We start from the raw sequence: 22200 nt of genomic DNA, 5'->3' as shown, positions 1-22200 counted from the left end.
TTAATTGTTAATGATTGATGGTTGAATTTAATTGAATACTTGGAGTAGAAATTTTTGTTTTCTGGAGCGAATTCGAAAGGTCGCATGAAGCTCTGCTAAGAATAATAAATAGAATCCTGACAGGTTTTTAAAACCTGTTAGGTTTTCTTTGAAAGACAATACTTTTAAAAATGAAAAATATAAAAATCATCACTTTTCTTCTTATAGTTTTTTCTTTACAGAAGAATAGTGCGCAAGTCTGGGTGCCTGATAATGGAGATGGAACTTATACAAATCCAATCATTCATGCCGATTATTCAGATCCAGATGTTGTTCGCGCAGGCGATGATTATTATATGACAGCTTCATCGTTTAACTGTAATCCCGGATTACCAATTTTACATTCTAAAGATTTGGTGAACTGGAAAATTGTTGGATATGCACTTACCAAACAGCCGCCCTTTGAAACATACAATAAAGTACAGCACGGAAATGGGGTTTGGGCGCCCAGCATTACTTATCACAATAATGAATTTTATATTTATTATCCAGATCCAGATTTTGGAATTTATATGATTAAAGCCAAAAAAGCAGAGGGACCTTGGTCTGAACCGCTTTTAGTAAAAGCCGGTACAGGATTAATAGATCCGAGTCCGCTTTGGGATAATGATGGTAAAGCTTATTTAGTTCATGCTTTTGCGGGAAGCCGTGCGCAGATTAAGAGTTTACTGGTAGTCTGCACCATGAATTGGGAAGGTACAATTGTGAATAATGACGAAGTAATGGTAATTGATGGACATGCAGGTGAAGAAACAATAGAAGGACCAAAATTTTACAAACGAAATAATTACTATTACATTTTTGCACCAGCTGGCGGTGTTCCTACAGGCTGGCAGACTGTTTTAAGATCTAAAAATGTTTTTGGACCTTATGAAAAGAAAAAGGTTCTGGAACAAGGATCGACAACTATAAACGGTCCGCATCAAGGCGCTTGGGTAACAACTCCAACAGGCGAAGATTGGTTTTTTCATTTTCAGGATAAGGGTGCTTACGGACGAATTGTTCATTTACAGCCAATGAAATGGATAAACGACTGGCCAGTTATGGGAGAAGATTTTGATAAAAACGGAATTGGAGAACCAGTTACCACTTATAAAAAGCCAAATGTAGGAAAGAAATATCCAATCGAAATTCCAGCAACTTCAGATGAGTTTAACGAGCCAAAATTAGGATTGCAATGGCAGTGGCAGGCCAATAAACAAATCAATTGGGGATTTCCAACAAGTTTGGGATACTTTAATTTGTTTTGCAATACCACGACGACAAACATTTTTAATGCTCCAAATTTATTACTGCAAAAATTTCCGGCAGAAGAATTTACAGCAACTACTAAACTAACTTTTAATGCTAGGTTAAATGGCGAATCTACAGGATTAATCATTATGGGATTGGATTACAGTTATCTCTGTTTTAAAAACGATAACGGAAAATTATATCTGAATCAGAAAACTGGAACTTTTGCTGATTCAGTCTCACAAACCGAAACAAAACCCATATCAATAGAAAGCAATACCATTTACCTTAAAGTAAAAATTAAAAAGGGTGGAATCTGCAGTTTCTTCTATAGTTTAGATGATAAAAATTATCAAGTTATAGGAAATGAATTTACAGCAAGAGAAGGAAAATGGATTGGCGCTAAAGTTGGTCTTTTTGCTTTAGGCGAAGAGGTGAAAAATGATTCTGGAAATGTTGAAGTAGATTGGTTTAGAGTAACGAAATAACAAGAAATGATGCAGTTAAAAAAACAAATACTATTTTTTTTATGTCTTTGCAGTGTTGCTGTAAATTCTCAGAATACTTATAAAAACTGGTCTGAAATTATTCGTAAGAGTGATGCAGCTTGGTTTGCTTCGGCGGATGCCAAAAGAATAGCAGAAAACGTTCTACTGTACCAAAGAGATATTGGTGGCTGGCCAAAAAACATTCAGATGCAGCAGGAACTCACAGAGAAGCAAAAGAAAGATTTACTTGCATTAAAAAAAACAGCCGTAGAAACCACTACAGACAATGGAGCAACTTGCCAGGAAATGCTTTTTATGTCAAAAATGTATGCTCAGGTAAAAGACGAACGTTATAAGGAGTCTTTCTTAAAAGGATTAAATTATTTGCTAGAAGCCCAATATGAAAATGGAGGCTGGCCTCAATTTTATCCCTTAAAAAAAGGATATTATACGCATATTACCTACAATGATGATTCGATGGTTAATATTCTAAATGTAATAAAATCGGTGGCTGATGAAACCAATTATTACAGTATTAAACCTTCAAAAGAAGTTGTTGAAAAATGCAAAAAAGCATTTGATAAAGGAATCGACTGTATCTTAAAAACACAATACAAACAAAATGGAGTTTTAACAGCATGGTGCGCTCAGCATGACGAAATTACTTTAGCCCCAGCAAATGCAAGAGCTTTTGAATTGGCTTCTTTAAGCGGTTATGAATCGGCAAAAATTGTATTGCTTTTAATGTCTTTAGAAAAGCCGTCAGCAGAAGTTGTGACTGCTGTAAAAAGTGCTGTTGCTTGGTTTGAAAAAACTAAAATTACCAATTTAGAAGAAAAAAGAGTTGTAAACGATGCAGGGAAAGTAGTAGATAAAAAGATGATTCCTGCTGTAAATGCTGGGCCTATTTGGGCAAGATTTATGGATTTGGAAACCAATGAACCTTTCTTTTGTGATCGTGACGGAATAAAAAAGAAGTCGATTGATCATATTGGAGCAGAAAGACGAAACGGTTATTCATGGTATTCTGATGCGCCAAAAGAAGTTTTAAAAAGATTTCCAGATTGGGCAGTAAAAAACGGGACAAAAGTTTCGGCTTCAGAAAAGAAAAATGTCACCCTAATTACTGTTGCACAAGATGGTTCTGGAGATTTTACAAAAATTCAGGATGCAGTATATGCGTGTCCAGCGTTCCCTTATGAAAAAGTTACTATTTATGTAAAAAATGGAACTTACAACGAAAAAGTCCGTATACCAGAATGGAACACGAATGTAATTTTAAAAGGCGAAAGCAAAGAAAATACAATCATTACTTTTGATGATAACTTTTCTAAAATTAGTTTAGGTCGAAACAGCACCTTTTATACGTATACAGTTTTAGTTGAAGGAGACGATTTTTCGGCATCCAATTTAACGATTAAAAATACTTCAGGAGAACGTGGTCAGGCTATTGCATTGTCTGTTGTGGCAAATCGAGTTAAAATTTCAAATTGTAACCTTTTAGGAAATCAAGACACTTTGTATTTATCAGGAAAAGACGCAAAGCAGTATTTTAAAGATTGTTATATAGAAGGAACAACCGATTTTATTTTTGGAGGTGCCACAGCTTTATTTGAAAATTGTATTATACACAGTATTAAAAGTTCATACATAACTGCTGCTTCAACTCCAGAAGGAACTGATTTTGGTTTCGTTTTCAAAAATTGCAAACTAACGGCAAATCCTGAGGCGAAAGATGTTTACCTGGGAAGACCATGGCGTATTTATGCCAAAACGGTTTTTATTAATTGTGAAATGGGTAAACAAATTAAAGCAGAAGGATGGGAAAATTGGGCAAAACCAGAAGCAGAAAAAAAGGCCTTTTATGCAGAATACAATTGTAAAGGTGAAGGTTTTCAACCGTCGAAAAGAGTGAAATGGTCGCATCAACTTTCTAAAAAAGAAGCAGATCAGTATTCAATAGAAAATATTCTAAAAGACAAGATCTTGAATTGGTATTTGAGGTAGAGTTTTAGTCCCAGTTTTCAGTCTCGGTCTCAGTTTGAAAACTGTGACTAAAAACGGCGTCTGCGACTGAAAACTGAAAACTGAAAAACAGCTATTAAAAACTATAAAAAAATGAATTCTAAATACTTATTTCTCCTATTTTTTACCTGGGTTTCTTTTTCCCAAAACAGTGATTTCCCTTCAGAAAGAGTAGATTCTATAGTGAAAAGAATTCAGCTGCCCGTTATTCCTTCTTATCAGATAAATGTATTGAAACTTGGTGCAAAAGGCGATTCAATTACGGATAACAAAAAAGTTTTTGATAAAGCCATGGCTTTGTGTAAAAAAAATAACGGTGGGACAATTATTGTTCCTAAAGGAATTTATAAGATCAACGGCCCAATTCATTTTGTCAGCAATGTAAATTTAAAAATTGAGAAAGGCGCAAAAATTAAATTCAGTGATAATCCAAAGGACTATCTGCCAATGGTTTTAACAAGCTGGGAAGGAACAATGCTCTACAATTACAGTCCTTTACTATATGCGAATGGTTGTATCAATATTTCGCTTACAGGAGAAGGGACAATTGATGGTGAAGGCGGTAAAATATGGAAAACGTTTAAAGCAAAAGAAGGCGAAGGCAAAAACCGCAGCCGTGAAATGAATCATAATAGTACTCCAATTTCAGAAAGAAAATTTGGTGAAGGTTATTTTTTAAGACCGCAAATGATTCAGTTTTTGAATTGCAAGAATATTTTAGTCGAGAATATTAGCATTGAAAACTCACCATTTTGGTGTCTGCATCTTTTAAAATCAGAAAGCATTACGATTAGAGGAATCAGTTATAAATCATTGAATCATAATAATGACGGAATCGATCCAGAATATGCAAAAGATGTTTTAATTGAAAATGTGAACTTTGATAATGGTGATGATAATGTTGCCATAAAAGCGGGACGAGATCATGAAGGAAGGGCCAATGCAGCAACACCAAGTGAAAATATTGTAATTAGAAATTGTAATTTCAAAGGACTGCATGGTGTAGTTGTTGGCAGCGAAATGTCGGCTGGTGTTCGCAATGTTTTTGTTGAAAATTGTAAAACAGCAGGTTATCTTAAAAGAGGAATTTATCTGAAAACCAATGCAGACAGGGGAGGTTATATTAAAGATGTTTTTGTGAGAAATATAAAACTCGATGAAGTAGAAGACTGTCTTTACATTACAGCCAATTATCACGGAGAAGGTAAAGGCTTTCAATCAGATATATCCAATGTACATTTTTCTGATATTACCTGTAACAAAGCTGCAGAGTCGGGAATTGTAATTCAGGGTTTTCCAGATAAAAAAATTAGGAACATATCTTTAAAAAATATTGAAATCAAATCGGCAAAAAATGCGTTGTCAAACGAGAATGCAGAAAATGTTCTAATGACAGATGTTTTTATTGGGCAAAGAGCTGGTGTGCCTTCGGCGGTTTCAAAAAATTAGTTTTTTTTGGAAGGTTCAAAGGTTCAAAGGTTCAAAGGTTCAGAGTGACAAAGGTTTTCTGTAGAGACGCACAGCAGTGCACGTACGTGAAGAGTATCCGAAAAAATCTGGTCTGTCGGTAAAAGTGAAAGTACTTTTAAGATTAAGAAGGTCTTCGACTACACTCAGACTGACAACTCCAAAACAATTAACATTAACAAAAATAAAATGAAAAAATATATACTATTAACGTTTTTAATAACCACATTTTGTTTTGCTCAAAAAACAGCAGTTTATTGTATTGGAGATTCTACAATGGCTAATAAAAAAGATCCTGAACGTAATCCAGAACATGGATGGGCGCAGGTATTACAGCAATTTTTCAATGATAATATAGTTGTTATAAATAAGGCTGTAAACGGCAGAAGTACTAAAAGTTTTATCAATGAAAAACGCTGGGATTCTATTTATAAAAAATTGAAAAAGGGAGATTACGTTTTAATAGAATTTGGACATAATGACGAAAAAATAGAAGATTCTCTCCGTTACACAAATCCTCATACAAGTTACCGTTATAATCTAATTCGATTTGTGCAGGAAAGCAGAGAAAAGGGAGCTATACCAATTTTATTAACTTCAATTGCCAGACGTAATTTTAATGATAAAGGTGTATTGGTTCCAACTCATGGAGACTATCCATTAGAAACAAGATTAGTGGCGCAGGAATATAAAGTACCATTTATTGATTTGGAGTATTATACAGAATTGCTAGAACAGTCTTATGGGCCTGAAAGATCGAAAGAACTTCATTTACATTATAAAGCAGGTGAGAACCCTTATTACGATAAGGATAAGGCAGATGATACACATCTTTCTTTAAAAGGTGCTACTGTAATAGCGCAGATTGTGATAGATAAAATTAAACTCTTACAAGATTCTTCAATAGATAAACTTCAAAAGAGAATTAAATAGTTCATATAGTAAGAACTTAAAAATTGGTGAGAGAGAACATTTAGTTCTCTCTTTTTTTGTAGATTATTTTTCTTGAATTTCTTTAAATTCTTTAGTTCAAATTTAAAATAAGAGTACAGATTCACTTTTTAATGGACATTTTTTTATCTTTTTTAGTGTTAAAATTTTATTAATGTGCTGAAATTAAGTACTTTTGTGTTTTAAAAGTAAAAAACTATACAATTTTGGTTATTTACAGTTGATAGTTGAATTATTAAATCTTTAGTAGGATAATTCATTCGAGTATCGTATAGCCATTACTACAAGCCACACTTTAGAGCTATATTTTTTTTTATTACGCCAGTATCTTTTTTTAATAGAAATAATTTTTAAAATTATTGTTTAACTAATTGTAATTAAGTCTTTTAATTATTGTTGAGTTGCTGTTCTGTTCATTTATATTATCTAAGAGAATCTTTGCTCTAAAATATAAATACCCTATTCTATAACTTTTTAAACTTTTAAGGGTAATAAGAAAATTGAACAAGCAAGACTTTTGCGCCCGCTTTCGTAAGAAGGTGTAAATCAATAAAATATAAGATTTAACTATAAACCAGTTGTTTTAATAACAGCATATCTTTTTTTCTTACCAAAAAAGATATCGTGTTCAAAGTAAGTCTGTTTAATTAATAAGAACAATTATGAAGTCAAAAATTACTTTACTAGTACTGTTAATGATTTTACCCGTAATGAGTTTCATGGGAAATGAAGCTTTTGCTCAAACCGTTTCAGGTATCGCAAGCAATACAGGATGTTTTAACAGTGGAATTGTAACTGCAAGCAGTACAGGTTTGGGAGCTACACCGCAATACCAATTATTAAAAGCAGGGGTTGTAGTTGCTCCAGTTTCTGGAGATCCTACGCAATTTACAAACAATAATGTTTTTACAGGATTAAGTTCGGGAGTTTACGTTGTAAGTGCTCGGGCAACCGCCGGTGGAACTGTATTCTCCAGCGCTAACATTACAGTTACCGATGGCTATACTGCTATGAATGTTGCCACGCCAACAAAGGTGGCAGATTGCGTGGGAGGAACAACTTCGCTGACTTCGGCGGTAACAGCTGGAAAAGCACCTTATACCTACACTATTGCTAACCAAACTGCTCCAGCTGTAATTTTACAAAATAGTGGACCAATTAGTGCAACTACTTTTACTTTTAATCCGTTAGGGGTAGGTAACTATTTAGTAAGCGTAACCGATGATTGCGGCCAGACCATTACCGGGGCAACATCTATTTCTAATCCGACTGTAACGGTAAATGATTTTAAATTAGGAAGTTTAGCTTACCCTAGTTTTAATACTACAAATAACTGTTCTACACCTCTAAATGTTATTAACGAATTATTATTTCAATATACAGCTAATAGCACTACTATTTCGCCAAGCGATGCGGCAAGATTTAGCTGGAAGATACTATATCAAGGACAATTGTACGGTCAGGATACTAATGCAGATGGATATAGTGATGTTGGCGGGGCTGGTTATTCTCCTTTACTTAATACTGTTAGACTGCCATTAATTGCGACAAAAGCTGGTGTATTGGCTGAAATTGCAAGTGGATCTATGAAAGTAGTATTAAGTGATAACTGTGGTAATAGCAAAGAATTTAATGTAACCCAATACAATAGTGGAGGTACCATGGGACCAACGAATTGTGCGGGTGCAGGATTGATTAGAGCAGTGCCTAATAGGTTAAGCTGTTTTCCTTTGAATGTTACATTTACAAATATCGCGAATCCTGCAGATGTTGTAACAACAACAATTAATAGTACTGCACAACTTATTACAGGCTTTACAGCTGGTGCAACCTATCATGTAACGTATGTAGATGCACAGGGCAGTACAACAAGAAGTTTCGATACACTTCCTGTATCTCAAAATATATCTATTCCCGCGGCTTCTACATTTACAATTAATCAGGTTTTAACAGGGGTTCAGCAAAATTTAAACGCGTTAGGTTACGGAAGATTAATTCTAACGGTATCTCCTGTTCAGGCGGGAGACATAATAAATTATACGGTTACATCTTCAGATAATCCTTTAGTTCCTGTCGGATATACAAGCAGCACACCTTTAAATCCAACATCAGGAAGTGCTACATTACCAAGAGTAAATGCCTCAGATCCTTTAGACTATTGGCCATCTGGTCATTATACTTTAGACATGACTATTCCTTGTGGTACAAGAACCATTAATGCAACAGTTTCAGGTTATAATGCTACTTTAAATGGAAATACAATTACTCCAGTTTGTGGAGGATTTAATTACGTAATGAATGGAAATTTTGATAGTGTAAGCGCTTATCAGGTTATTATTGTTTCTGGTCCGTCAAGTGTGGGCCAAGTTAGAGATTTAGCAAGTAATACTGCGTCACTTCCTTTTAACGGATTAAGTTATGGTACTTATGTTTTTGGTTTACGAATAAAAGGAGGAACCGTTAATGTTCTTACTCAAACTTTGACTTATGATTCTAATAATGTTATTACTGTAGATAAAACCAATACCGGCGGATATGTTTGCAGCAGTGGTGCAACTAATGGAACTTTAACTATTGCAGCAACATCAAACTCACCTGCACCAGGAAATGTTTTAGAATACGCCCTTAGTACAGATGGGGGAACTAACTTTGGTGCATATCAAAGCGCTAATACCTTTAGCGGATTAACTGACGATACTTATTTTTTTAGAATTAAAGATGGCTGTGGGAATGTTATAACACAATCTGCACAAATAGGTGTGGCGGCTGCTCCAACAGCAACTGCTGATGGCCAGTCCACTCCAGCGACATTTTGTAATTTAAGTACAGGAACATTGCAGTTAGATGTAGACACAGTAGGGGCAATTTCCTATTTATGGACAGGTCCCGGAATTACTCCTGCAAATGAAACACTTAAAAGTCCTTTGGTAAATTACTCAGCATTATCAGTTGGAAATAATAATTTTACTTGCTCTGTAACTTTTGGGCCACCATGCAGCAGTACTACGGTTTCAAATTTAACAGTAGCCATTACTGCGCTTCCGAATGTTGTTATTACGAATCCAGCAGCTGTCTGTTTTCCTAATACAGTAAATATTACGGCACCTGCAATAACTGCAGGTAGTGAAGCAGGTTTAACATACACTTATTTTACAGATGCAGAAGGTACTGATCCTATAGTTGATCCTACAATTATTGATGTTAGCGGTACTTATTATATAAAAGGTACTAACGCTACTTGTAGTAATATAAAGCCTGTAACAGTTACTATTAATCCATTGCCTGTTGCAGGTATATCGTATCCTAGTACACCATATTGTCAAACTGGTACAGCAACTGTAACCCAAACAGGTATAACAGGAGGAACTTACAGTGGAGATACAGGGTTAATTATTGATACTGCGACAGGTACAATAGATTTAGCTGCTTCGACTTTAGGAAGTCATACAGTTACTTATAGTTTTACAGATGGCAGCTGTTCTAGTACAGACATTGCACAAATAGAAATAAATGAATTACCAACTGCAACAATTGCTTATTCAAGTACTCCATATTGCAATAGAGGTACAGCCGTTGTAACTCAAACAGGTGAAGCAGGCGGCACTTATAGTGGAGATACTGGTTTAATTATTGATCCAGCTACTGGAACGATAGATTTAGCACTTTCTACAGTTGGAACTCATACGGTTACTTACAATTTTAGTAATCCAACCTGTTCAGGAACAACAACTGCAAGTATCACAATAAATGCAACAGTAGTTCCATCAGCTTTAGCAGATGTTACAGGACAATGTGAGGCAACACCAATTGCCCCAACAATTACAGATCCTTGTGCAGGAACAATTACTGCAGTAACAACAACTTTATTTCCGATTACAACTCAAGGAACAACTGTGGTTACCTGGACTTTTGATTATGGAAATGGTTATACTCAAACAGCCACTCAAAATGTAATAATAGATGATACTTTAGGACCAGTTATGCCAATTTTAGCAGATGTTATAGGTCAGTGTGAAGCAACACCAACAGTACCTATAGCTACAGATGCATGTACAGGTGCAATTACAGGAGTAACAACAACTTCATTTCCGATAACAGCAAAAGGTACAACTATTGTTTTGTGGACATTTGATGATGGAAATGGGAATATATCATTTGCAAATCAAAATGTTATTATAACAGATACTACAGCACCAGTCGTGCCAGTATTAGCAGATGTAACAGCAGAATGTTCGGCAACACCCGTGACACCAACTACTACAGATAATTGTGATAGTGGAGTAATAACTGGTACAACTTCTACCATTTTTCCAATAACAACACAGGGAACAACTGTAGTTACTTGGAACTTTACAGATAGTTCAGGAAATACTTCAACAGCAACACAAAATGTTATTATTGATGATACGATTGCGCCTGTTGTACCAGTTTTAGCAGACGTAACAGGACAATGTAGTGCAACACCTGCAGTACCAACAGCAGTAGATGCCTGCGCAGGAACTATAACAGGAACAACCACTTGATAATAAAGGTGTTTTTCTAAAAATGTTTAAAAGAAAATTTAAAGATGAGTTTGAGTTTTCAGAAAAATCTTTTTTTGGAAATAATGAAGAGGAAGAAGCAAAGCAGTATGATCGAATTGTTTACGTTGTACATACGCGAGAAGAATTACTAGGATTTCTTCAAGAAAATAAAACAACAAATGTATTAGTTTGTTTATTTAATAAACAGTTTTATCCAAGTTTGGCATTTTTAGTAAATAACGTGGTTTTGTTTGATGAATCCAAAACGAGTCGGGAAATTTTCAAAGAACTGCAAACTTTTTTTAAAAGCAAACTGGATTTTAAAAACGAAAGAATTTCCTTCTCGGGATCAAAATTATTACAGACAAAGGCAGATGATTATTTTAAAGCCATGTATTTTTTAATGTAATTAGTTTATTTTTTTTATATTTTTTTAGTGCACACATTTTGATTATGACTTGATTTAAAGTTGTGCATTTTATGCAGGATAAATATTGTTCTTTATCCTGCATTTTTTTTTTGCTATTCTGAAATTCTTTCTAACAAAGTTTTTTATTTGAAGTGTTATAATGACAATTAAAACCCTTAAATTGTTCTAAAAAATAAAAATCAGATAGAATGAAAAAAACAATGTCAATTTATCTTCCCATTACTTAATTATCTAAAAAAGCGATTTTGATATAAAGGGAGCGTCTCGGAAAGATTAATTAGAAAAATATTTATTCTATTTTGATAAAGAAATTAGCTATTATGCGATTGTAGCTTGGGAGTTAAGTGCGAATAAAGATTTAAATATTAGGTCAGCGAAACAGCTTTCGCCCAAAATAAAAGTTGAAACAATAATTAACCGGTAAAAAATGTTTTTGAAATGAGAAATAATCTTTTAATGCTATTTATTATAGGAGTATTTAATTTCTCTTTTTCACAGCAGCAAACAGAAAATTTTCCTGATGGAACTCCAATAGCTAACTGGTTTAAAGAACATCAAAAATTAAAGCTTGAAAATTTAGGAAAGCAATATGTAATTACAAATTTTGGAGTTAAAAACGATAGTACTTTACTTCAAACCAAAACTATACAAGCTGTTATCGATAAAGCATCGGAGAACGGAGGCGGCGTGATTGTGATTCCGCAAGGTGTGTTTTTAAGCGGTGCTTTATTTTTTAAACCAAAAACAGTTTTGCATTTGGCAAAAGACGCAGTTTTAAAAGGTTCTGATACTATCGCAGATTATCCAATAATGCCCTCGCGTATGGAAGGACAGAACTTAGATTATTTTCCTGCTTTGATTAATGCCTATGGAGTGGATTATTTTTCTATTTCTGGCGAAGGCACAATAAACGGAAACGGAAAAAAGTTTTGGGAAGCTTTTTGGAAAAGACGCAGTGAAAATCCAGATTGTACTAATCTTGAGGTTTCAAGGCCAAGATTGGTTTTTGTTTGGAACTCTAATAATGTACAGTTTCAAGAGGTAAAAATGGTCAATTCTGGTTTTTGGACGAATCATTTTTATAAATGTAAGAATGTAAAACTGCTCGGACTTCATGTTTTTTCACCGCACATTGGCATCAAAGCGCCAAGTACAGATGCCGTCGATCTCGATGTTTGCGAAAATGTTTTGATAAAAGACTGCTACATGTCTGTTAATGATGATGCAGTTGCTTTAAAAGGCGGTAAAGGACCTTATCCGGATCAAGATAAAAATAACGGACCAAACAAAAATATTATAATTGAAGACTGTACTTTTGGGTTTTGTCATTCGGCTTTGACAAATGGGAGTGAAGCGATTCATAACCGTAATGTTATATTTCGGAACAGTAAAATCGATGGAGCTTCAAGATTGCTTTGGCTAAAAATGCGCCCAGACACTCCACAGCGGTATGAATACATTTTGGTTGAAAATATAAAAGGTGAAGCCGAAACTGGTTTGGCAATTTTTGCTTGGCGACAATTTTATGATTTAAAAAGTCGTGCAGATATTCCTTTGTCTTATGGCGATCATATTACTTTGAGAAACATTGATCTTAAGTGCAGTAATTTTTACGGAGTAGAAAAAGATCCCAATGTTCGCTTGACTAATTTTAAATTTGAAAATTTAAATATAGAAACTGTAAAAACTAAGTTTGATAAAAGCATTATCGACGGTGTTATTTTAAAAAATGTATACATCAATAAGATGTTGACCGAGTAAAATTTCCTTTTTTTGAGTAATTTTTCCACTTTTAAAGCATACAACACAGCGTTCTCTGCTATATTTTCATACATTTTTTTAGTAGAACAAAAGCTATGTACAAAGCTTCAAAAGGATTATGATTATTTTGTTTTGTAAATAAGTATTTGATTGTTAGTTGTTTGTGTTTGCTGTGTTTTTGCAAAATCGTGAGGTCAATTTATTGTAAAGAAAATGAATGAAAAACTGCATTAAATTTAACAGCAATTTTGTTGTAACTATCACACAAACTTTTATTTTTGTGGCTTAATTTAACAATATATAAGCATGAAAGATTTATTAGTAAAAATCAACGCCGAAATTGACACATTTAAAGCAGAAGCTGAATCTTTAACTGAAAAAGGAATTAAAGCAGCAGGTCCAAGAGCACGTAAAGCGACTTTAGAAATTGAAAAACTTTTAAAAGAGTTCAGAAAAGTTTCTATCGAAGAATCAAAAAAATAATACAATTAAACCCCATCATCAGATGGGGTTTTTTTATGGTTTTTGTTTCGTTGAAAATTAAGAATTAAGATACTTAGATACTTTTTAATTTCAGAAAAAAACTCTGAGCCTTTGTTCCACTGTCACTTTGCACCTCAAAAAAAACTATATCCACTTCAGTTTTGCAGCAAGCGTACATGCCTCAGCAGTATTGTTGACTTTCATTTTTTCCAGAATGTTTTGCCTATGGCGGCTTACAGTATTAATACTTATAAATAAAAGAGAAGCAATTTCTTTACTTTGTTTTCCTTTTTGGAGCATTTTTAGAATTTCTTTTTCCCTAGCCGAAAGAAAAGAGGTATTGCTAGTTATATTTTCCTCCACAATATTTCCGTTTGCAGTATTCATAATGGCTCCTTCATATTGAAGAGCTAGAGAAAAATCAAAATTATAAAGACAAAGAGCCAATTCTACATCTTCATATTGATTTGAAAAATAAAACATTTTGTGCACGAGAGACTTTCCAGACGTTTCATCATTCATTCTCAGTTTGCTAGTGATACAAAAGTCCTTTCTTTCCTCAATAGAAACCGTTTTTATAAACTGAAAAAAATGGAGTTCCAAAAGATATTTTTGCAATACATCGTCAGAATTCAATTTGCCAAAAAGTTCATCTTCCCATATACTTTCTATTTCCTGGACTTGATCTTTCTTAAAAATTCCTAGTTCATCGGTAATTTTACCAGAATAGATATAACTTTTGTTATTATATAAATCGCTTAGCACCGCAATGCCGTTTTCTAAATTAGCAAAATTCTGCGCAATTTTTTGAAATGCTTTTAAATCTTGTGTAGGATGTAAGCTATGCGAGTTTTTTTGCTCCAAAAGCTGTTTGCTCAAATCATCTTTTATGCTTCTCATAAAAATGGTTATTTATCAGTATTGTCTTATGCTTTAACGGCTAATATATTTGTGTGATTATAGGACTGAAATATAGTAAAAAATGGTTTTTAAATTAATTATAAAATTCTTAGTCATTTTATTTGATTTATTGTCAAGTTGTTTTGCTTGAGTGTATTACTCAAAAAAAATGATAAAAGCAGCATTAATTAGTAACACTGAATACATCTTAATCATGAAAAATCTTTTTCTTGTTATTTTTTTTATAAATATAATTTCTGTTCAAGGACAAAATCCGGTCATTAAAAGACTTGATGGAAGCACAATTTCTGCTGATAGTTTGACCGTTGCAATTGAAAACCTTATGGGTAAAGCCGATGTAAAAGGATTAGCTATTTCTGTTTTTAATGCTAAAAAACCTGTTTATATGAAAACTTTTGGTTTTAGTAATATCGAAACAAAAAAGAAATTAGAATTGCAGACAAATCTTTATGGAGCCTCTTTTAGTAAAGCTGTATTTGCTGTTTTGGTTATGAAATTGGTTGAAGAAGGCGTAATAACCTTAGACAAACCACTTCAAGATTATCTTCCAAAACCCATTTATGAATATGATTTTAAAGTATGGCATGAAGATTTTAAAGAATTAAAATCGTATCCTGAATACAAAAAGATAACGGCAAGAATGTGCCTAGATCATACATCGGGTTTGCCTAACTGGCGCTGGTTTGAAACAGATGAAAAGCTTAAAGTTAAGTTTGAACCTGGAAGCCGATACAGTTATTCGGGTGAAGGGCTTACATATCTTCAGGTAGTATTAGAGAAAATTACAGGAAAACCTTTGGAAGAACTGGCTCAGGATAAAATATTTAAACCGCTTGGGATGAATTATTCAAGCTACCGCTGGCAGGATAAATTTGAGAAAGATTTTGCCTACGGATATGATAACGATGGAAAGGTTCAGGAAAAAGATAAAGACAACGCGCCAAGAGGAGCGGGAACACTTGAAACTACGATAGAAGATTACAGTAAATTTATAACCGCTATTTTGAACAAAAAAATACTAAAAGACAAGTCGTACAAAGAAATGTTTAGTCCGCAGATTCGTATTCGCTCCAAAAATCAGTTTGGGCCAGGAGCATTAGAAGACGGGAATTGGAATGACAAAACGGAGCTTTCGTATGGACTGGGCTGGGGAATAGTAAAATCACCTTACGGATATGGAGCCTTTAAAGAAGGACAGGGTTCAGGTTTTCAGAATTATAGTATTGTTTTTCAGGATAAAGGAATTGCAATGCTGATAATGTCTAATAGCTATTCGACAGGGAAAATAATAAAATATTTGCTAGAAATAGGAATCAAAGATACTTACACACCCTGGGAGTGGGATCAATATATTCCGTATGATAAAAAGTAAGTTTCTGAGATACTAAGTTTCTAAGAAAAAAACTCAGAATCTCAGCATCTCAGAACCTTAGCATCTTAAATAGAATTTCTATCAATAAAATTAAAAGGAACTTTTACCTGACCTTTTTCTTTATTCAAAATCATTCGTGCGGCTGTTTCACCCATGATATTAAAGTCAGTTGACATTACTGTAATTCCTAATAGTTCTTTAAGAGGTGTATCATTATAAGAAATAACTCCAATTTCTTTTCCTAAAACATATTCTTCATCACGAATTTGTTTCATTAAATTAACTAAATCAGATTCTTCGATGGTGATAAATAAATCTCCTTTTTTAAGAATCATATCATCGTAAACTTCACTTAAAATTTCAAAATTGATATCATGTTCGACACAGAACTTTCTAAATCCATGTAAAATTCTTCTTGGATATGGATAAACAGCTTTGTCGGGATAAACTAAAATTAAGCGTTTGTATTTGGCTATTTTAGAAAGGCCTTCTTTTAAGGCATTGTAAATATCATTTTCAAAATCCTGATAAATCTTAATGACATCGTCGCTGGTTCCTAATTTAATATTATCCAGAACAACCAGCTTTTCTGTCGGAATATTTTTTATGGCATTCACCACTTCATCTGTAAAACTCAAATGCTTAAGTTCGTCAGTTTTAAAATGGGTTGTAATTACATAATAGTCGTAAGCGCCTTCAAACTTATCTAAAATGTTCAAAAATAAAGTTTCGTCACAATGATAAATTTGCAGGTCAACGTGTGCATTTGCTCCAAGAGTATTAATGAAAGAACTATAAGTCTTCATTTTATAAGAACTCAGTTTATTGGTCAGGAACAAAATATTGACTTTCGATTCTAGTTTTGTTCTTGTAATGTAGTATCCTTTTCCTCTAATCGAAGAAATAATTTTACGTTCCTTCAAAATATTATAAGCCTTTTCGACAGTGTCTCGAGACATATAAAATTCTTCACTAAAACTATTTATGGAGGGAATTTTTTGGTTGATTTTTAAATTTCCGTTGGCGATGTTTTGAAGAATAGAGTCAACAATCTGTTTGTATTTAGGTACTCTTGAATCTTCGTCTATTTTAATTAGTTTAATCATGATTATGTCTTGGAAATTTGTTTCATCTTTCGACGAAACCAATTTTGATTCTAACTTTCTTCCTCTTTTTTTAAGTGAAATAACTATAGTGGCTAAATTATTTTACTTTTTTAAAAAAGAGAATATAATAAGGCTTGTAATACTTTTTTTATAATTCTTGAATTTTGTCCTAAATGAGGATTCAATAATTACGAAATCGATTGCTAAAATAGCTATTTTAAATTTATTTACCCAATAATTACAGTGCCTTATTTCTAATAATCCTTAGTTTTAACAAAAAAACACAAGAACTATAAAGGATAGTACAGGACAGTTTTGTTTTTGACATTCTATTATTTTACAAAACCAAATTACTATCAAACAAACCTTAAACCAAAAATTATTAAATGGAATCATTATTAGGAATCATTTTTCATTCTATCGGAGGATTTTCTTCAGGTAGTTTTTATATGCCTTTTAAAAGAGTAAAGGACTGGGCTTGGGAAAGCTATTGGCTGGTAGGAGGATTTTTCTCTTGGCTGATCGTTCCGCCAATTGCAGCTTACTTAACGATTCCAAATTTTGTTGAGATTATTGCAGAAGCTTCTCCATCAATAAAAGCCTTTACTTATTCAATGGGATTAATCTGGGGAATTGGCGGGTTGACTTATGGTTTGGGAGTTCGTTACTTGGGAATGTCTTTAGGAAATTCAATTACTTTAGGTTTCTGCTCCGCATTTGGAGCTTTAGTACCTTCAATTTATTATGATTTTGTTCCAACAGAAGGTAAGATTTCATTTTCTCACATGCTTTCTAATACTGGCGGACAGATCGTTTTGTTAGGAGTGGTGGTATATCTTATAGGAATTGCTATTTCTGGAAAAGCGGGAATGCTTAAAGAGAAAGATTTTGCGACAGGGCATGAGGATAAAGACAAAGATTTCAATTTGGTAAAAGGACTGATTGTTGCTGTGATTTCAGGAATTTTAAGCTCATTTTTTAATTACGGAATCGAAGCAGGAAAATCAATGGCAGAGCAAGCGGTAATAACTGGCTCTAATCCTTTATTTCAAAATAATGTGACTTATGTTGTTTTGCTCTGGGGCGGATTAACAACCAACTTTATCTGGTGTCTTTATTTGAATTTTAAAAATAAATCGATTAAAAATTACACAGATAAATCTACTCCGATTACTAAAAATGTTTTGTTTTCTGCTCTTGCCGGAACCATGTGGTTTTTACAATTTTTCTTTTACGGAATGGGAGAGAGCAAACTGGGGAATGGTGCCAGCTCTTGGATTCTGCACATGGCGACCATTATTTTAACAGCAAACTTTTGGGGATTTTATTTGAAAGAATGGAAAGGTGTTTCTAAAAAAACATTAAGTACTTTTTTCTGGGGCATTGGGCTTATTATGCTTGCAATCGTTTTGGTAGGAATTGGTAACTCATTATAAATAAATACAAGAAATAATACAAATAGTATATGTCGAATACAAACACAATTAATATGAATTTTAAGCATGTAAGCTACCTTTGGGATGAAGCTAAGGCAGCAGCATTAGCAGGAGATGAAGTGGCGCTTTTTATTTATCGTTCTAACTTGTTAGGAGCTGATTTAAGATTGACCAACTACGGAGGTGGAAACACTTCTGTAAAAATTACAGATAAAGATCCTTTAACAGGAGAATCTTCTGAAGTAATGTGGATTAAAGGTTCTGGTGGAGATATTGGAACATTAACAAAATCAGGTTGTGCGGCTTTGTATTTAGACAGACTTCGTAATCTGGAAAATGTGTACAAAGGAATCGAGTTTGAAGATGAAATGGTAGAGTTATTCAACCACTGTATTTTCGATTTAGCTTCAAAAGCACCTTCTATCGATACACCTTTACACGGTTTTCTTCCGTTCAAACATATCGATCACTTACATCCAGACGCGGCAATTGCTATTGCTGCAGCGAAAGATGGAAAGAAGATAACAGAAGAATTATTTAACGGAGAAATTGGCTGGGTAGGCTGGCAGCGTCCAGGATTTGATCTTGGTCTTCAGTTGAGAGCTTGTTTAGAAGAAGCAGCAAAAAACGGTAAAAAACTACGCGGAATCATGTTAGGTTCTCATGGTTTATTTACTTGGGGAGATACTGCGTTTGATAGTTATATTAATACGCTGGAAGTAATAGAGAAATGTGCTTCGTATTTAGAGAATAATTACGGAAAAAAACGTCCTGTTTTTGGAGGTCAGAAAATTGAAAGTCTTCCTGAAGCAGATCGTAAATTAAAAGCAGCGAAAGTAGCTCCAATCTTAAGAGGTTTCTGTTCGTCAGAGCGTCAGATGATTGGTCATTATACAGACGATGCAAGAGTTTTGGAATTCATTAATTCGAATGATCTTTCAAAATTAGCTCCATTAGGAACTTCTTGTCCAGATCACTTTTTGAGAACTAAGATAAGTCCATTGGTTTTAGAATTAGATCCAAACGAAGATTTATCGAATGTTGATGCAATAAAAGCAAAATTAACACCTGCTTTTGAAGCTTACCGTGCCATGTACAAAGACTATTACAATGCCTGTAAAAAATCAAATTCGCCGGCAATGCGTGATCCAAACCCAGTGGTAATTTTATATCCTGGAGTTGGTATGTTCACTTTTGCTAAAGATAAAACAATGGCGCGTTTAGCCTCTGAATATTACATCAATGCAGTAAACGTAATGAAAGGTGCTGAAGCAGTTTCAGAATATACATCTTTACCGCACCAAGAAGCTTTCGATATCGAATATTGGTTATTGGAAGAAGCTAAATTACAGCGTATGCCAAAACCAAAAGCACTATCTGGAAGAGTAGCTTTGATTACAGGTTCAGCAGGCGGAATAGGTAAAGCTATTGCTAAAAAATTCGCACAGGAAGGTGCTTGTGTTGTAATTAATGATATTAACGAAGAGCGTTTAGAAGGTGCAGCAGCTGAGTTTATTAAAGCATTTGGAAAAGATGCCGTTTCTAGCACTTTATTAAATGTTACTGATGAAGTAAGCACAGAAAAAGCATTAGACGAAGCTTCTTTAGCTTTTGGAGGTGTTGACATCGTAGTAAACAACGCTGGAATAAGTATTTCTAAATCGATCGCAGAACACACTTTAGAAGAGTGGGACAGACTATACGATATCTTGGTAAAAGGACAATTCATTGTTTCTAAAGCCGGAATCGAAGTAATGCGCAAGCAAGGTTTTGGAGGAGATATTGTAAATATCGTTTCTAAAAATGCTGTAGTTGCAGGTCCGAATAATCCAGGTTATGGTTCGGCTAAAGCAGCGCAGGCGCATCTAACACGTTTAATGGCTGCCGAATTAGGAGCAGACAAAATACGTGTGAATACAGTAAATCCTGATGCCGTAATTTCAGACTCTAATATTTGGTCTGGCGGATGGGCAGAAGGTCGTGCAAAAGCTTACGGAGTTACAGTTGAAGAACTGCCAGCTTACTATGCAAAACGTACGTTATTAAATGAAATCATATTGCCTGATGATATTGCAAATGCTTGTTATGCTTTTGTTGGAGGTTTACTTGGTAAATCTACAGGAAACGCATTAAACGTAGACGGCGGCGTAGCAATGGGCTTTTATAGATAAAGATTGTTTAGGTTTTTTATATAAGTTTGTTTAAGCAAAAGTGGTTTTTTGTGGTCTAACGTTCGAATCTTTCGAACGTTAGATTTTTTTAGACACATCGCTTTTAAACTTATAAAAAACAAAAAAAGTGAAGTAAAAACCAGAGTTTAAATTATTATAAATTTATAAGTTGAAGTATTTAAACGCATGGAACTCATAAAACGCAGATGGAACGGATTCGCTATCGCGAAGACACAGATAAAACGGATTTTTTGTTTCACGCAGATTTAGACAGATTAAGCAGATTATTAATTTTATTTTTAATAACAGATATTCAGGAATAAATCTGCGAAAAATCAGAAAACAAAAAATCTGTGTAGATCAGCGTTTTCGCGATAGCGAATCCGTCTAATCCGCGTGTGAATTGGGAACTGTGTGTTAAAAAGTATACTAAAAGTATAAAATTATATATCTTGTAAACTCTATTAAAATATCAAATTACTATGTTAATCTCATCAAACCACATTGAATCTCATAACGAAGATTTATTAAAAAAACACCAGAATAAATTAGTTTTTACAGCATCAGAAATAAATGATACAGAATCGATTATCCAGAAATTAATCGACTTTCAAATTGCAATTCCATCTTGGGCTTTAGGAACAGGAGGAACTAGATTCGGGCGTTTTGCTGGCGGCGGAGAACCTCGTTCTATCGAAGAAAAAATCGAAGATGTTGGTTTGCTTCATAAATTAAACAGCGCTTCTGGAGCCATTTCACTTCATATTCCGTGGGATATCCCAACCAACTACAATTCAATTAAAGCACTTGCAGCACAATACGGCTTAAAGTTTGATGCCATGAACTCGAATACTTTTCAAGATCAGGCAGATGCTTCAAATTCATATAGATACGGTTCTTTACAAAACGTAAATAAAGCAGTTCGCAAACAGGCAATTGCTCACAATATAGAAGTTATCCAGCACGGAATCGAATTAGGATCTGAGTCGCTTACCATTTGGCTAGCAGACGGTTCTAATTTTCCTGGACAATTAAACTTTAGAAAAGCATATCAAAATACATTAGAAAGTTTAGAGGAAATCTACGATGCATTGCCTTCAAACTGGAAATTATTTTTAGAATACAAATGCGCAGAGCCTAACTTTTATTCTACGACTGTAGCAGATTGGGGGCAGTCTTATTCGTATGTTAAAAAGTTAGGCGACAAAGCGCAGACTTTAGTCGATTTAGGACATCACCTGCCAAACGCTAATATTGAGCAGATTGTTTCTTTATTATTGATGGAAAACAAATTAGGCGGATTCCACTTTAATGATTCAAAATACGGCGATGACGATTTAACTGCCGGAGCATTAAAACCGTATCAATTATTCTTGATTTTCAATGAATTAGTTGAAGGAATGGATGCTAGAGGAATGAATCACGCCAAAGATTTAGGCTGGATGATCGATGCTTCTCATAACATCAAAGATCCTTTAGAAGATTTATTGCAATCTGTAGAAGCTATTATGATTGCTTATGCTCAAGCACTTTCTGTAGATAGAAAAGCATTAGAGCAGGCACAAGAAGAAAATGATGTCGTAAAAGCGCAGGAAATCCTTCAAAATGCATTCCGTACAGATGTTCGCGCGTTAGTAGCAGAAGCTCGTCTTCGTTCTGGCGCAGCTTTAAATCCAGTAGCATTATATCGTTCACTTCAGGTTAGAGAAAACCTAATTGGCGAAAGAGGTTTAAAAACATTGGCAACTGGATTATAATTATAAATTATTAATTGTTAATTATAAATTGACAATT

14 protein-coding genes are annotated in these 22200 nt (G+C 34.0%); 12 read left to right on the top strand and 2 right to left on the bottom strand.

The window, feature by feature from the left end:
- Positions 1-170: 170 nt before the first annotated feature.
- The 8 genes from QMG60_RS18075 to QMG60_RS18040 all read left to right on the top strand — a co-directional run bounded on the left by QMG60_RS18075 (position 171) and on the right by QMG60_RS18040 (position 13400).
- On the top strand, positions 171-1760 hold the full coding sequence (locus QMG60_RS18075) for a glycoside hydrolase 43 family protein (protein ID WP_281865917.1): 1590 nt from the start codon (positions 171-173) through the stop codon (positions 1758-1760).
- Positions 1761-1766: 6 nt separating this feature from the next.
- A complete protein-coding gene (gene pelA, locus QMG60_RS18070; protein ID WP_281865916.1) occupies positions 1767-3767 on the top strand; it encodes a pectate lyase in 2001 nt (666 codons plus the stop codon).
- 111 nt (positions 3768-3878) lie between these two features.
- Positions 3879-5234, top strand: a complete 1356-nt coding sequence (locus QMG60_RS18065; protein WP_281865915.1) for a glycoside hydrolase family 28 protein — start codon at positions 3879-3881, stop codon at positions 5232-5234.
- 207 nt (positions 5235-5441) lie between these two features.
- A complete protein-coding gene (locus QMG60_RS18060) occupies positions 5442-6185 on the top strand; it encodes a rhamnogalacturonan acetylesterase (protein ID WP_281865914.1) in 744 nt (247 codons plus the stop codon).
- A 680-nt stretch (positions 6186-6865) separates the two neighbouring features.
- Complete coding sequence (locus QMG60_RS18055) at positions 6866-10726, top strand: hypothetical protein (RefSeq protein ID WP_281865913.1); 3861 nt, start codon at positions 6866-6868, stop codon at positions 10724-10726.
- A 22-nt stretch (positions 10727-10748) separates the two neighbouring features.
- Positions 10749-11135, top strand: a complete 387-nt coding sequence (locus tag QMG60_RS18050) for a hypothetical protein (RefSeq protein ID WP_057116173.1) — start codon at positions 10749-10751, stop codon at positions 11133-11135.
- Positions 11136-11594: 459 nt separating this feature from the next.
- Complete coding sequence (locus tag QMG60_RS18045; RefSeq protein ID WP_281865912.1) at positions 11595-12917, top strand: glycosyl hydrolase family 28 protein; 1323 nt, start codon at positions 11595-11597, stop codon at positions 12915-12917.
- A 306-nt stretch (positions 12918-13223) separates the two neighbouring features.
- Positions 13224-13400 carry a histone H1 gene (locus QMG60_RS18040; protein WP_026729959.1) on the top strand — a complete coding sequence of 59 codons (177 nt, stop codon included), beginning with the start codon at positions 13224-13226 and terminating at the stop codon, positions 13398-13400.
- 144 nt (positions 13401-13544) lie between these two features.
- Here QMG60_RS18040 and QMG60_RS18035 read toward each other — a convergent pair whose 3' ends face one another.
- Entirely contained in the window at positions 13545-14300 is a 756-nt protein-coding gene (locus QMG60_RS18035) for a LuxR C-terminal-related transcriptional regulator (RefSeq protein WP_134141951.1), read from the bottom strand.
- 169 nt (positions 14301-14469) lie between these two features.
- On the opposite strand from QMG60_RS18035, the gene QMG60_RS18030 reads away from it, so the two are divergent.
- Positions 14470-15693 carry a serine hydrolase domain-containing protein gene (locus QMG60_RS18030; RefSeq protein ID WP_281865911.1) on the top strand — a complete coding sequence of 408 codons (1224 nt, stop codon included), beginning with the start codon at positions 14470-14472 and terminating at the stop codon, positions 15691-15693.
- Between the two features lie 65 nt (positions 15694-15758).
- On the opposite strand, the gene QMG60_RS18025 is transcribed toward QMG60_RS18030, so the two are convergent.
- A complete protein-coding gene (locus QMG60_RS18025) occupies positions 15759-16799 on the bottom strand; it encodes a GntR family transcriptional regulator (RefSeq protein WP_057116171.1) in 1041 nt (346 codons plus the stop codon).
- 386 nt (positions 16800-17185) lie between these two features.
- Here QMG60_RS18025 and rhaT point away from each other — a divergent pair, with 386 nt between their 5' ends.
- The 3 genes from rhaT to QMG60_RS18010 all read left to right on the top strand — a co-directional run bounded on the left by rhaT (position 17186) and on the right by QMG60_RS18010 (position 22163).
- Entirely contained in the window at positions 17186-18235 is a 1050-nt protein-coding gene (gene rhaT, locus QMG60_RS18020; RefSeq protein WP_281865910.1) for an L-rhamnose/proton symporter RhaT, read from the top strand.
- A gap of 29 nt (positions 18236-18264) precedes the next feature.
- Positions 18265-20406, top strand: a complete 2142-nt coding sequence (locus QMG60_RS18015) for a bifunctional aldolase/short-chain dehydrogenase (RefSeq protein WP_281865909.1) — start codon at positions 18265-18267, stop codon at positions 20404-20406.
- 482 nt (positions 20407-20888) lie between these two features.
- Positions 20889-22163, top strand: a complete 1275-nt coding sequence (locus QMG60_RS18010) for a TIM barrel protein (protein ID WP_281865908.1) — start codon at positions 20889-20891, stop codon at positions 22161-22163.
- Positions 22164-22200: the final 37 nt, after the last annotated feature.

The sequence above is a fragment of the Flavobacterium sp. GSB-24 genome (assembly GCF_027924665.1).
Classification (GTDB): domain Bacteria; phylum Bacteroidota; class Bacteroidia; order Flavobacteriales; family Flavobacteriaceae; genus Flavobacterium.
This window is presented reverse-complemented; position numbering and strand designations above follow the sequence as displayed.